We start from the raw sequence: 12856 nt of genomic DNA on the forward strand, positions 1-12856 counted from the left end.
TAATGCTGTGGGTAGTGGGGGTTGTTGTCGCGATTATCGTGCTCGATCTGGCGCGGCGACCTCTGCGGCGATTGCTGGTGGGCCTGACTGGAGGGATTACGCGCCTGGTCTGTGCCCTGCGGCGCCAGGTGCTGCATCTGCGCGATGCGGCTCAGCGCTGGCACCAGGCGCATCTGGCGAGGCTGGAGGCGGAGCGCGTCCATGTCGCGGTGCATGCTCTGGAGCGACGTTACGCTCGGCTGGTGGGCCATGATCTGGCCGAGATCCCGGATCTGCGCCAGCAGGTCCACGAGACGCTGCGCCAGCTGGAAGACGCCTACGCCCGCGACGAGGGGCGCTTGTCCGCCGAGCCGGGCTGGGTCAGCCGGCTGGAGGCGCTGGTGAGCACGCCAGTCGGCGATAGCCCGCAGGGGCAGCGTCTGGGGCAGGACATGCAGGAGACGGTGCTGCGCATCGCTCGCCTGGGTATGGAGGAGCACCGCCAGGTGGCCCGTGGCCTGTTGTCGGCACGCCGCCGCATGGAGGCCCCGTTGCACGAGCTGACCGGGCGCCTGGAGCAAGTGCACCGCCGACTGGCGGACTTGCAGCGCCAGGGGGAGCGTCTCGACAACGGCCTGACTCGTTGCGAGAGCCGCGACCATCCGGCGCACCGACAGTGGCCGGCGTATGCTCAGGCGGGCAGCCAGTGGCTGCTGGGCGTTGCCGGACTGGCGCTGACGGGTGTCGCAGTGATCGTGTACCAGCGCCTGTTCGACCCGGCCCTGGGCTTGCAATTTCCGGCTTCCATGGAGGCCGGCGGAGTGGCCTTCCCGGATCTGGTGGTTGTGATCCTGTTGGGGGCGGCTGCGGTCTGTGGCTGGCTGCTGGCCGAGGCGCGCGGTGTCTCGCGGCTCCTGCCACAATCCCTGATGGACGGCAGCGAGGGCGTGCGCCGCGCCTTGGTGGCGGTGGCTGCGGTGGCACTGGCCGCGCTGGCGCTGGTCTCCGGATTCGGCGGTTTCCACCTGGAGTGGGTGGCTTACCGCCAGGAAATGGTCGATACCCTGCTGGCGGGGGGCGAGGCGCCACCGGTGACGCTGGATCTGTTCGAACAGTCGGTGGGGGCGATCCTGGGCCTGGTGATACCGCTGATCGTTGCGCTGGCACCGGTCTGGCTGGTGGGCGTCCTGCAGGCGACCCGAGTGATGCTGGGTGGACTTCTGAGCTTGCTGCTCGCCGTGCTGGCCGGGATCCTGTATCTGCTGGCGGTGATGGCGGCGCAGATCCGCCGACTGGTGCCGATGGCCTTTGACCTGCTCACGTTTCCGTCGCGGATCGTGCGCGAGCAGTTCTTGTAAGGCTTGCGGCAATTGTTATGTGAACTCGATCAACCCCTGGCGTGGCCTGGCACGCGCCGCGCCGATACCGCTGTAGAATGCGGCGCCGTTGATCCCTGACGAATCAAGAGATGGCAGAAGACATGACGACGAATGGGTGGCCGATGCGCGCGGTGGTGCTGGTTCTGGGTGGGTTGCTGATGGTGGCCTGGAGCGGCGCAGCCGCTCAGGAGACCCGGTACATCAGCGAGGAGCTGGAGGTTGGGGTGCGCGGCGGCCCGTCGAACCAGAACCGGATCGTCAGCTCGGTACGTGCCGGACAGCCCGTGGCCGTGATGGAGCAGTCGGGTGACGGGTGGAGCCGGGTGCGCCTGCCCAGCGGCAACGAGGCCTGGATCCTGACCCGCTACCTGCAGGACGAGCCGCATTCGCGTGAACGGTTGGAGGAGGTCGAGGCGGAACTGGCCGAGATCCGTTCCGGCGCGGATAGTCAGGAGGGCCGGATTGCGGAACTGCTGGACCGGCGCAATGCGTTGACCGCGGAACGTGACGAACTGGAGGCGCAGCTCGCGGACATGGAATCGGAGCTGGAAGAGCTGCGCGATATCGCCTCGCGGCCGCAGGAAATCCAGCGCGAGAATCGCCGTCTGGAAGAGAACCTGATCGAAGCCCGCGACTCCGGCGACGAGTATCGCCGTCAGGTCGAGGTGATGCAGGCGGACAGTCAGCGCAAGTGGTTCATGACCGGGGCGCTGGTCACGGTGGGCTCGGTGATCCTCGGGATCATCCTGACGCGCATCCCCTCGCGCCGCCGTCGCAGCGAATGGAGCTGATACCGGGGTTTTGATCGGCGCTTTCCTGAGACCGGTTCTTTTGGTTTGGCAGGGCCGGTGTCAGCGTGTCTTTCCGGGCTTGCGCGAGGAGCATCACGTTTCTTGCGCGACCCCGGCCGAGTCGGTAGGCTTCCGCGACCGATTTGACCCTGGGGTGCCTTGAGCGGCTCCACGAGTCAGGATTGGAAGGACCCCTCACATGCGCGGTCGCGGCCGCGTGCCTTGGCCCGGAACTGAAAGGACTGAGCTGACCGGATGCTGTACGCAATTCTGTCAACGTTCCTGGTGGCGGCGTTTGCGCCCACGATCCACCGCCTGACCGGCCGCGGAAGCGGCTGGGTGCTGGGCCTGTTGCCGGCCGGGCTGTTCGTCTATTTCCTGAGCTTCCTGCCGGCGGTTTCCAGCGGCGAATCCATCGTGCTGGCCTGGCCTTGGCTGCCGGGGCTGGATATCCAGCTCTCGTTCCTGGTGGACGGCCTGTCGCTGCTGTTCGCGCTGCTGATCTCGGGCATCGGCTTCTTCATCGTCACCTACGCCGGGCGCTATCTCGAGAAGGATCGCGACCTCGGGCGCTTCTACGTGATCCTGCTGGCCTTCATGGGCTCCATGCTCGGGCTGGTTCTGGCGGATAACCTGATCGCGATGTTCGTGTTCTGGGAGCTGACCAGCATCACGTCCTACCTGCTGATCGGCTACAACCACGAGAACGCGGATGCCCGCAAGTACGCGCTGCAGGGGCTGTTCGTAACCGTCGGCGGCGGCCTGGCAATGCTCGCCGGCATCATCATGCTGGCGATGGCCGGCGGCTCCTACGAGATCTCCGAGATCCTCTCCAACGGCGACGTGGTGCGCGAGCATGCGCTGTATCTGCCGCTGTTGTTCCTGATCCTGCTCGGGGCCTTCACGAAGTCGGCGCAGGTTCCGTTCCACTTCTGGCTACCGCGCGCGATGGCGGCGCCGACGCCAGTCTCCGCCTACCTGCACTCGGCCACCATGGTGAAGGCCGGCATCTACCTGCTGGCGCGCCTGAATCCCTCGCTGGGTGGCACGGATGTCTGGTTCACCACGCTGGTGTTGGTCGGCTCGGTGACCATGTTCACGGGTGTGTTCCTGGCCTACCGCTCCACGGGCGTGAAAAAGGTGCTGGCGTATTCCACGGTGATGGCGCTGGGCACCCTCACCATGTTGATCGGTATCGGCACCGAGACCGCGCTGATGGCGGCGATGGCCTTCCTGCTGGCACATTCCCTGTACAAGGGCGCGCTGTTCATGGTCGCGGGCATCCTGGATCACGAGGCCGGGGCCAAGGACTTCCTGCAGACCGGCGGGCTGCGCAGCGCACTGCCAGTGACGGCGGCATTCACGATCCTCGCGGCGTTGTCGCTGGGGGGCGTGATCCCGCTGTTCGGCTTCGTCGCCAAGGAGCTGATGCTGGAGTCGGTGCTTGGGGCTCCGGGGCTGGTCGGCATCCTGACCCTGCTGGCGGTGCTGACCGCGATCCTCGGGGTGGCGGTCGCCGCGATCGTCGGGATCCGGCCGTGGTTCGGGCCGAAGGTGGAAACACCCAAGACCCCGCAGCACGACGCCCCGGTGGCGATGCTGGCCGGTCCCGCGGTGCTCGCCAGCCTGGGCCTGATCTTTGGCCTGGGGCCGGGCCTGGCCGACGAGGGCCTGATCAACGCGGCCGCGGCCAGCGTGCAGGGCGCGCCGGTCGACGGCTATCTGTCACTGTGGCACGGCCTGAACTGGCCGCTGGCGATCTCCGCCTTCAGCCTGTTGGCCGGTGGGATTCTCTACTGGCGCTGGGAACAGGCCCGCCGCGCGCTGGCCTGGGTCGATCGCGCCGCCGAATACGGCCCGGAGAAGGGCTATTTCAAGATGATGGACGGCCTGGTGTGGCTGTCCGAGTGGCAGACCCGGGTGCTGCAGAACGGCTATCTGCGCTACTACGTGATCGTGATCGTCGTGGTGACCGCGGCTCTGGTCGGGGTCACCGCCCAGCTGTTCGAGGTCGGGGTCGGGTCGCTGAACTTCGAGGGCCTCCAGATCCACGAGATCGCCATCCTGGCGGTCCTGGTGGCCTCGGCGCTGTTCGCGGTTCTGACCCACTCGCGGCTGGGTGCGGTGGCCGCCCTGGGCTCGCTGGGCTTCACCGTGGCGCTGGTCTACGTGCTCTACAGTGCGGCGGACGTCGGCATCACCCAGGTGCTGGTCGAAACCCTGACCGTGATCCTGCTGGTGCTGGTGCTGTTCCGGCTGCCGGGTTTCCTGAACCTGTCGTCCACCGCGCTGCGCCTGCGTGACGCCGGGATCGCGCTGGTGATGGGCGGCATGATCACGCTGCTGATCCTGAGCACCGTGGATGCGCGGTTGTTCGACTCCATCTCGCAGTACTTCATCGACGAGTCGGTGCCGTCCGGTTACGGCCGCAACATCGTTAACGTGGTGCTGGTCGACTTCCGTGCACTGGATACCCTGGGCGAAATCTTCGTGCTGGCGCTGGCGGCGATCGGGGTGTACGCGATGCTTCGTTTCCGCGCGGAGGACCGCCGATGAACATGCATTCCCTGATTCTGCGCACCACGGGACATTTCCTGCTGCCGCTGCTGTTGCTGTTTTCCGTGTTCCTGCTGTTGCGCGGGCACGACGAGCCGGGCGGCGGTTTCATTGGTGGGCTGGTCGCGGCCGCCGCGATCCTGCTGTACCTGTTTTCGATGGATACCGAGTCGGCACGCAAGGTGCTGCGGGTGGACCCGCGTGATCTGCTGGGTGCCGGCATGGTGCTGGCGGTGATCAGCGCCATTCCCGGCGTATTTCGCGGGCAGGCCTTCTTTACCGCCCAGTGGTGGGAGTTCACTGCGCCGATCTTCGGCGAGATAAAGCTCTCGACCGTGCTGATCTTCGATATCGGGGTGTACCTGGTGGTCATTGGTTCGGTGCTGACCATCATGCTCAACCTCGCGGAGGCGGAGGACTAATGGAAGTCGTCATGGCCTTCGTGGTCGGCGGTCTCTATGCCGCGGCCATCTACATGATGCTGCGCCGCTCGATCGTGAAGCTGGTGATCGGGCTGGTGCTGCTGTCGAATGCCGCCAACCTGCTGATCTTTACTGTCGCCGGCATGACGTCGGGCGCGCCGCCACTGATCTCGCCCGGGGACACGGTGCCCGAGGGGGTTGCCGCCGACCCCCTGGCGCAGGCAGTGGTGCTGACTGCGATCGTGATCGGTTTCGGGGTGCTGGCGTTTGCCGTGGTGCTGATCCACCGCGCCTACGAGGTGGTGCAGGCCGATGATATGGACCAGATGAAGGACACCGATCGATGATGATGTCCGTGGCCCTCCCGATCATCGTGCCGCTGCTGGTCGGTGCGCTGTCGGTGATGCTGTGGCGTTCGCACTTCGCCCAGCGCGCCCTCGGCGTGCTTGGTACCGGATTGATGCTGGCCGTGAGCATCTGGCTGCTGGCGGATACCTGGGAACACGGGCACGTGGTGATGGAGATGGGCACCTGGCCCGCCCCGTTCGGCATCGTGCTGGTCTCCGACATGCTGGCGGCGATCATGGTCTTGCTGACCGGCATCATCGGCTTCGCCACGGCGATCTATTCCCTGTCCGGCATTGGCAAGATGTCGGAGAAGTTCGGTTACTACCCGCTGCTGCACTTGCTGCTGGCAGGGGTGAACGGCGCGTTCCTCACCGGCGACATCTTCAACCTCTACGTGTGGTTCGAGGTGATGCTGGTCGCCTCGTTCGCGCTGCTGATCCTGGGTGGCGAACGCGCGCAGATGGAAGGGGCGATCAAGTACGTCACCCTGAACCTGCTGTCGTCGATGATCTTCCTCACGGCGATCGGCCTGACCTACGGGCTGACCGGCACCCTGAACATGGCGGATATCGCCGACAAGCTGTCCACCGTCGAGGACACTGGTCTGGTGACCGTGATCGCGATGCTGTACCTGGTCGCGTTCGGGGTGAAGGCGGCGGCGTTCCCGTTCTTCTTCTGGTTGCCGGCGTCGTACCACACGCCGAAGGTGGCGGTCTCCGCGCTGTTCGCGGCGTTGCTGACCAAGGTCGGGGTGTACGCGCTGTACCGCGTGTTCACGCTGATCTTCAATCAGGAAGTCGATTACACCCACGAGATCCTGCTGTGGGTCGCGGCGGCGACCATGCTGACCGGCGTGCTCGGGGCGGCCGCGCATTACGAATTCCGGCGCATCCTGTCGTTCCACATCATCAGCCAGATCGGCTACATGATCATGGGTCTGGCGCTGTTCACGCCGCTGGCCCTGGTGGGCGGGGTGTTCTACATCATGCATCACATCATCGTGAAGGCGAATCTGTTCCTGATCAGCGGGATCACGTTCGTGATGAAGGGCACCCACGAGCTGAAGCTGATGGGCGGGATCTACCGCACGCATCCGATGCTGGGTGTGCTGTTCCTGATCCCGGCCTTGTCGCTGGCAGGGCTGCCGCCGCTGTCCGGTTTCTTTGCCAAGTTCATCATCATCCGTGCGGGTATCGAGGCCGAGGCTTACTGGGTGGTGGCGGTCGCGCTGGTGGTCGGGTTGCTGACGCTGTACTCGATGATCAAGATCTGGGCCGAGGTGTTCTGGAAGGCGCAGCCCGAAGGGGTCGAGGGCCAGACGCACGATGTCACCTCCGGCCCGATGATCTGGATGTGGATCCCGGTGATCATGCTGGCCCTGATGACCGTGGCCATCGGTCTCTACGGCGAGCCCATCTATCAGATGGCGGCCATGTCCGCCGAGCAGTTGCTGGATCCGTCGCGGTACATCGAGGCGGTACTTGGGGAGGCCCGCCAATGATCGCGCTGACCTGGAACATCGCGCTGGCCCTGATCTGGGTCTTCCTGACCGGGACGTTTACCACCGGTAATCTGTTGGTCGGGTTCTTCCTTGGCTACGTGCTGCTGGCATTTGCCCTGCGCGACAAGCCGGGGTTTTCCAGCTACGCGCGGCGGGTGCCGAAATTCATCGGGTTTATCGGCTTCTTCCTGTGGGAACTGTTCCTGTCGAACCTGAAGGTGGCCTACGATGTGATGACCCCGACCCACCACATGGTGCCGGGTGTGATTGCCTTCCCGCTGGATGCGAAGACCGATGGCGAGATCACCATCGTCGCCAATCTGATCTCGTTGACGCCGGGGACGCTAAGCCTGGACGTCTCCACCGACAAGAAGGTGCTGTATATCCACGTGATGTACCTGGAGGACCGGGATGCGGTGATCCGCTCGATCAAGTACCTGGAACACCGCGCCCTGGAGGTCCTGCGCTAGGCGCGGGGAGGTCCGATGTTCGATATCGCTATTATTGCTTCCAACGCATTGCTGAGCCTGGCCCTGGTGCTGGCGTTCTGGCGGCTGTACCTGGGGCCGACGCTACCGGATCGCGTGGTGGCACTGGAGCTGATTGCGTCGCTGACCATCGGCTTCATTGCGGTCTACGTGATCTCCAGTGGCCGCACCCCGTTCATCGACGTAGCCATGGTGCTGGCGCTGACCGCGTTCCTTGCCGCAGTGGGCTTTGCCCGTTACCTGGAAAAAGGGGGGCACCGGGACGATGACTGAGTTCTTTACGGGGTTGTTCCTGGTCGTCGGGGCCGCGTTCATGGTGGTCGCGGCACTGGGTCTGGTGCGCATGCCCGACCTGCCGATGCGCCTGCATGCCACCACCAAGGCCGGTGTGCTGGGGGCGGGCCTGATGATGGTCGGCGTGGCCGTCTACTTTGGTGATGGCGGGGTCACCACCCGCGCGGTGGCGGTGATCGGCTTCCTGCTGCTCACCGCACCGGTGGCTGCGCACGCGATCGGGCGGGCCGGCTACTTTGTCGGGGTGCCGCTGTGGGAGCACAGCAAGACCGACGAGCTGAAGGGCCGCTACGACGAGGAGAATCACACCCTGGCCTCGCCGCCGGAGATGCAGGACGCGAAGCAGGACGACGACGCCCCGCGTTCTTGACCCCGCCGGCGCCCGCGATCGGACGGCCGATCATCCGGGTAGGGGAGACATGACGGTACGCCAGACACGAAAAAGCCGGGGCGCAAGGCCCCGGCGATGGGTGCAGTCGTTGGAGTGACGATCGTTCCGGAATGACGGCCCTCAGGCCGCGTGGGTCTCCTTCGCCTCGCGGGCGGCCCTGGCCTGCTCCGGATCGTAGGCTGCGCCGGACCAGAGCATCTCGTAGGCGATCTCCTCGTTTCCGTTCTCGCACAGCTCCAGTACCTGCTGGAAAAGGGGCTGGAAGGTCTCGCTCTGGTGCGACGCCTCGTGTTCGTCGAAGCTCTTCCAGAAGGTGATGATCAGGGCCTCCTTGTCCTTCATCGGGCTCTCGACCGCCTGGCCGATGGTGGAGCCCTCATTGGAGACGGCACCGGAGTTCAGCGCGACAAAGCCGCCGACGAAGCCGGTATCCGAGTGATAGGTCTTTACGTTCTCGCAGAGGACTGCGACACGCTCCTGCAGGTCGTCGATGGTGTATTCCGACTTGAGGATCACGCGGTTGATGGTGACTACACCGTCGGCCGGGAAGTTATTGATCAGTTGGCTCATGACGTTCTCCTGTTGCAGGGGAAGTGTGCCCGAAGGCACGGGATGCTCGGTTAGTTAGTAAGCAACTTCTAATCGAAGTTCCCGACTAATCTACTCAGGAATTCGCGCGACCCCCAAATCACCCAAAAACTGGAGGGCCCGATCCGGCGGGCCCTAGGCGGCGGGAGGATTCCTTCGTTGCCAGATGCGGGTCATCACCGGTCTTGCGTCCGATGCCTGGGTCATTTATCGTTCATTCCAATGAATATTGGAATGAACGCCGTGTCCGGACGTGAACTCAAGGATTTGCTGTACGAACAAGTGGCCCGCATCGCCCGGGCCGCGGCCAGCCCGAAGCGCCTGGAGTTGATCGAGGTGCTGGTGCAGGGCGAAAAGAGCGTCGAGCAGCTGGCGGCCGATGCAGAACTCAGCGTGAAGCTGACCAGCGCCCACTTGAAGGAGCTGCGCCAGGCGCGGCTGGTCGAGGCCCGGCGCGAAGGGCGCCATATGTTCTATCGCCTGGTGGATCAGCATGTCGCCGATTTCTGGGTGATGCTGCGCACCCTGGCGGAGGAGCGCCTGCTCGAGTTGCAGGCCGCGACCCGCGAGATGGCCGAGGGCCCGGGCGAGCTGGCCCCGATGGCCGGGCCCGAACTGCTGGAGCAGGCGCGTCGGGGCGACCTGATCGTGCTCGATGTCCGTCCCGGCATGGAATACGCGAACGCCCATCTGCCGTATGCCCGATCCATCCCCATCAGCGAGCTGCGCAATCGGCTCGGCGAGCTGCCGACCGACCGACCGGTGGTGGCTTATTGCCGTGGTCCGTACTGCCTGATGGCCAGCGAGGCTGTAGAGATCCTGGCCGCGCACGGGTTCCAGGCGACCCGGTTCGAGGACGGCGTTGCCGAATGGCGCTATCAGGGTCTGCCCATTACCCAGGACTCGGAATCCAACTAACCCAAGGAGAGACCGGAAATCGGTCCAGGAGGCACGTCATGTTTTTCCATCAGCTGCCCACGCGGGAATCGTCGCTGTCCTATCTGTTCGGCTGTGGATCGCTGGGGAAGGCGATTGCCGTGGATGTGGTGGACGGGGACCAGGACTGGTTTCTGGAGCGGGCCCGCGAGGCGGGTGTCGCGATCACTCATGTGATCGACACGCATATCCATGCCGACCACTATTCGGGAGGCCGTGATCTGGCAAGGCGTGCCGGAGCCGAGTACTGCCTCCACGCGTCGGATCGCTCGGTGGTCGAGTTTGACTTCCATGCGTTGGAGGATGGCGAGCGTATCGCGGCCGGGAATGTCGAGGTCGAGGTGATCCACACCCCGGGGCATACCGAGGACAGCGTGTGTCTGCTGGTGACCGACAAGCGTCGCGGCGATCAGCCCTGGTTTGTGCTGACTGGCGATACGCTTTTTATCGGAAGCATCGGGCGGCCCGACCTGGCCGGGCGCGAGCGCGAGATGGCAGGGCGCATGTTCGACAGCCTGCATCAACGCCTGCTGGGTCTGCCGGACGAGCTGGAGATATACCCGGGCCATTATGCCGGGAGCGCCTGTGGCGCAGGCCTGTCCGGCAAGCCCTCGTCCACCCTGGGCTTCGAAAAGCGCTTCAACCCGGGGCTCGCGATCAGCGACCGCGAGGCGTTTGTCGAATTTCTGACCGGAGATATCCCGCCGCGTCCTTCGGGGATGGATGCCTACGTTGCCGCGAACATCGCGGCCTGATCCGCAACAAAAGGGACTCGTCATGACGGACCATCACAAGGCCGCGGAGGCCTATGCCCACCTGACCCATGGAATCCGGGAGAACCTCGGGCAGTTCGGTCAGCAGTTGATCCAGGTCTTTTTTGTCGGCCTGACGATCGGAATGATGCGTACGGTCGTGCCGGCCCTGGCGGAGAGCGAGTTCGGCGTGGCCGAGGGCTCGTTCATGATGCTGACCGCGTTCGTGGTCGCCTTCGGCGTGGTGAAGGGGGCGCTCAATTTTGTCGCGGGGCGCCTGTCCGAGCGGCTGGGCCGCAAGACCGTGCTGATGCTTGGCTGGGTGGCGGCGATTCCGATCCCGTTCATGATCCTCTACGCACCCTCCTGGAGCTGGATCGTGGCCGCGACCGTGCTGCTGGGCGTGAACCAGGGCCTGGCCTGGTCGATGACCCAGACAGCCAAGATGGACATCACCCGTGCCGACGAGCGCGGCTTCACCATGGGGATGAACGAGTTCTCCGGCTATGTCGGGGTTGCCGTGGCGGGGATCGTGACGGGCTACATGGCGGCCGCCTACGGCCCCCGCATGGGGCTGCTGATCTTTGGCCTGGTAGTGATCGCGCTGGCGATCGTGCTGACGGCGCTGTTTGTGCGCGAGACCCTCGACTGGGCGAAGGCCGAGGGCGCGCGGCATGCCGCCGGGCAGTCCACAGGGCCCATCCCGCGTTATTCGAAGAATATCTCCGATACGCCCAGCACCTGGGAGGTGTTCACGCTGATGTCCTGGCGCGACCGGCGCCTGGCCGCGTTCAGTCAGGCGGGGCTGGTCGAGAAGTTCGTGGATGCGCTGGTGTGGGTGTTCTATCCGGTATTCCTGTACCAGCAGGGGCTCAGCCTGGCGGCGATTGGCTGGGTGGTCGGGATCTATGGCTTCGTCTGGGGCGGTTCTCAGTTCATCACCGGCCGCCTGTCGGATCACGTCGGACGGCGGCAGCCGATCATCTGGGGCATGTGGATTTGCGGCGGCGGGGTGGCGCTGACGCTGCTGGGAGAGGGCGTGCTGTGGTGGTCGTTCGCGGCAGCGGTGACCGGTCTCGGCATGGCGCTGCTGTATCCCAACCTGAGCGCGGCAGTGGCGGACATCGCGCATCCGAACTGGCGCGGTTCGGCGATTGGGACTTACCGCTTCTGGCGCGATCTTGGCTATGGGGTAGGCGCCCTCGGGCTGGGCATCGTGGCCCATGTCGGCGGGTCGGTGGTCTGGGGCTTCTGGTTCGTGGTGATCGCGATGTTCGCCTCCGGTGCCGTGGTCTGGTGGTGGGGCGAGGAGACGCATCCGCGCCTGAACCCCGACGACGAATAGGCGTATGGCGCCTCGTACGTCGGGCGCAGCTACCAGCGGCGCTTGTCCCACATCTCCGGGTTGGCCCAGAAGCGGGCGTTCAGCCAGTCGGGGGTGAGCTTGTAGTCGTACAGGCTGGTGCGATAGACCGTGTGGTCCGGCGCGGCCGCCTCGGCCTCGGGGTCGTGACGAAAGCCGAGGGCGAGGAAATCGTTCAGGCCCCAGCGTTCGTCGTCGCGTCGGTGCAGGATGAGCACCTCGTCGGCCCAGCGGTCGCGCAGCCCGCCGAGCAGCTGTTGTCCCGTCGTGACGTCCAGAGCGCTCAGCGTATCCGGCAGCAGGACCAGCGGCACGCGCGGCCCGGGCGGGTGCTCGAGAAATGCCGCGACGCTCTCCTGCTCGACGCCCGGAGGGCTTTCCTGGCGATCCGGGTCAGCCACGAGCAGGACGGCCCGGCCGTCGCGCAGGCGCCGCGGCAGGTGGCGGCGCAGGGCATCGATGTCGATCAAGCGGTACCTCCCCGTTGGTCTTCGTCACCCCGTCCCGGGGTCGCGTTCGTTATACTCTAATGTACTCTCACTTCTACTGCGGACCCGTCAGAAGGAAGCCTCTCCATGTCCAAGGATTTGCTGACCGAATTCCTCTCCAAACACCCGATCTCGGCCTCGCTGACGCCGGCCGAGGTCGAGATCCTTCTCGAATACCTGGAGGTGCTGGAAACCCATCACAAGCAGGTGATCGCCGATATCGGCGAGGTCGGGGAGTCGTTGTTCTTCGTGGTCAGCGGGACCGCCGCGCTGTACCACGACGACGGCAATCAGGAGATCGAGGTCGGGCGCATGCAGACCGGCGAGCTGGCCGGGTCCATGTCGTTCTTCGACCGCGTGCCGCGCGGCGTGCGTATGCGCGCCCTGAGCGACAACACGCGCCTGCTGCGTCTGTCGCGGTCCATGTATGACCGCCTGCGCGTCGAACAGCCGTACATCGCGGTGAACCTGCTGGAGTTCGCCATCATCAGCCTGGATCACCTGATCCGCCGGGTTTCCGAGGACGTGGCCACCTACGCCCACTACCTCTACTCCCCAGGCAAGAAGTAAAGCGGGGCGC

Annotated in this window: 15 protein-coding genes; 13 read left to right on the forward strand and 2 right to left on the reverse strand. The window is 65.1% G+C overall.

Going from position 1 to position 12856, the window contains the following annotated elements; all coding sequences use genetic code 11:
- The first annotated feature begins 2 nt into the window (after window positions 1-2).
- The 9 genes from F618_RS0107545 to mnhG all read left to right on the forward strand — a co-directional run bounded on the left by F618_RS0107545 (window position 3) and on the right by mnhG (window position 8128).
- Window positions 3-1337 (forward strand): hypothetical protein, encoded by a 1335-nt coding sequence (locus F618_RS0107545; protein WP_018948594.1) that lies wholly within the window; start codon window positions 3-5, stop codon window positions 1335-1337.
- Between the two features lie 110 nt (window positions 1338-1447).
- Window positions 1448-2149 carry a TIGR04211 family SH3 domain-containing protein gene (locus F618_RS0107550; RefSeq protein ID WP_019568207.1) on the forward strand — a complete coding sequence of 234 codons (702 nt, stop codon included), beginning with the start codon at window positions 1448-1450 and terminating at the stop codon, window positions 2147-2149.
- Between the two features lie 255 nt (window positions 2150-2404).
- Window positions 2405-4705, forward strand: coding sequence for a putative monovalent cation/H+ antiporter subunit A (locus F618_RS0107555; RefSeq protein ID WP_019568208.1), 2301 nt, complete (start codon window positions 2405-2407; stop codon window positions 4703-4705).
- Window positions 4702-5127, forward strand: a complete 426-nt coding sequence (locus tag F618_RS0107560) for a Na+/H+ antiporter subunit B (protein WP_019568209.1) — start codon at window positions 4702-4704, stop codon at window positions 5125-5127. The genes F618_RS0107555 and F618_RS0107560 overlap by 4 nt, the downstream gene beginning before the upstream one ends.
- Entirely contained in the window at window positions 5127-5474 is a 348-nt protein-coding gene (locus tag F618_RS0107565) for a Na+/H+ antiporter subunit C (RefSeq protein WP_018146063.1), read from the forward strand. Before F618_RS0107560 ends, F618_RS0107565 begins: the two co-directional genes overlap by 1 nt.
- Window positions 5471-6976, forward strand: a complete 1506-nt coding sequence (locus F618_RS0107570) for a Na+/H+ antiporter subunit D (RefSeq protein WP_018948590.1) — start codon at window positions 5471-5473, stop codon at window positions 6974-6976. The genes F618_RS0107565 and F618_RS0107570 overlap by 4 nt, the downstream gene beginning before the upstream one ends.
- The gene (locus tag F618_RS0107575; RefSeq protein ID WP_018948589.1) at window positions 6973-7446 is read left to right on the forward strand and encodes a Na+/H+ antiporter subunit E; all 474 of its coding nucleotides are present in this window, start codon (window positions 6973-6975) and stop codon (window positions 7444-7446) included. Before F618_RS0107570 ends, F618_RS0107575 begins: the two co-directional genes overlap by 4 nt.
- A gap of 15 nt (window positions 7447-7461) precedes the next feature.
- Entirely contained in the window at window positions 7462-7737 is a 276-nt protein-coding gene (locus F618_RS0107580; protein ID WP_018948588.1) for a cation:proton antiporter, read from the forward strand.
- A complete protein-coding gene (gene mnhG, locus F618_RS0107585) occupies window positions 7730-8128 on the forward strand; it encodes a monovalent cation/H(+) antiporter subunit G (RefSeq protein ID WP_019568210.1) in 399 nt (132 codons plus the stop codon). The genes F618_RS0107580 and mnhG overlap by 8 nt, the downstream gene beginning before the upstream one ends.
- A gap of 141 nt (window positions 8129-8269) precedes the next feature.
- Here the strand turns inward: mnhG and F618_RS0107590 are convergent, their stop codons facing one another.
- Window positions 8270-8719, reverse strand: a complete 450-nt coding sequence (locus tag F618_RS0107590; protein ID WP_018948586.1) for a hypothetical protein — start codon at window positions 8717-8719, stop codon at window positions 8270-8272.
- 252 nt (window positions 8720-8971) lie between these two features.
- Between F618_RS0107590 and F618_RS0107595 the strand changes: the two genes are divergently transcribed.
- Genes F618_RS0107595 through F618_RS0107605 form a run of 3 tightly spaced genes read left to right on the forward strand, consistent with a single transcriptional unit; the run spans window position 8972 to window position 11770 of the window.
- The gene (locus F618_RS0107595; protein WP_018948585.1) at window positions 8972-9655 is read left to right on the forward strand and encodes a metalloregulator ArsR/SmtB family transcription factor; all 684 of its coding nucleotides are present in this window, start codon (window positions 8972-8974) and stop codon (window positions 9653-9655) included.
- A gap of 38 nt (window positions 9656-9693) precedes the next feature.
- A complete protein-coding gene (locus tag F618_RS0107600; protein WP_019568211.1) occupies window positions 9694-10428 on the forward strand; it encodes an MBL fold metallo-hydrolase in 735 nt (244 codons plus the stop codon).
- A gap of 22 nt (window positions 10429-10450) precedes the next feature.
- Entirely contained in the window at window positions 10451-11770 is a 1320-nt protein-coding gene (locus tag F618_RS0107605; protein ID WP_019568212.1) for an MFS transporter, read from the forward strand.
- A gap of 29 nt (window positions 11771-11799) precedes the next feature.
- Here the strand turns inward: F618_RS0107605 and F618_RS0107610 are convergent, their stop codons facing one another.
- Window positions 11800-12258 (reverse strand): DUF6231 family protein, encoded by a 459-nt coding sequence (locus tag F618_RS0107610; RefSeq protein ID WP_018948582.1) that lies wholly within the window; start codon window positions 12256-12258, stop codon window positions 11800-11802.
- A gap of 105 nt (window positions 12259-12363) precedes the next feature.
- Here F618_RS0107610 and F618_RS0107615 point away from each other — a divergent pair, with 105 nt between their 5' ends.
- Window positions 12364-12846 (forward strand): Crp/Fnr family transcriptional regulator, encoded by a 483-nt coding sequence (locus F618_RS0107615; RefSeq protein ID WP_018948581.1) that lies wholly within the window; start codon window positions 12364-12366, stop codon window positions 12844-12846.
- The last annotated feature ends 10 nt before the right edge of the window (window positions 12847-12856 follow it).

This window comes from Thioalkalivibrio sp. ALMg13-2, assembly GCF_000381185.1.
Taxonomy (GTDB): Bacteria; Pseudomonadota; Gammaproteobacteria; order Ectothiorhodospirales; family Ectothiorhodospiraceae; genus Thioalkalivibrio; species Thioalkalivibrio versutus.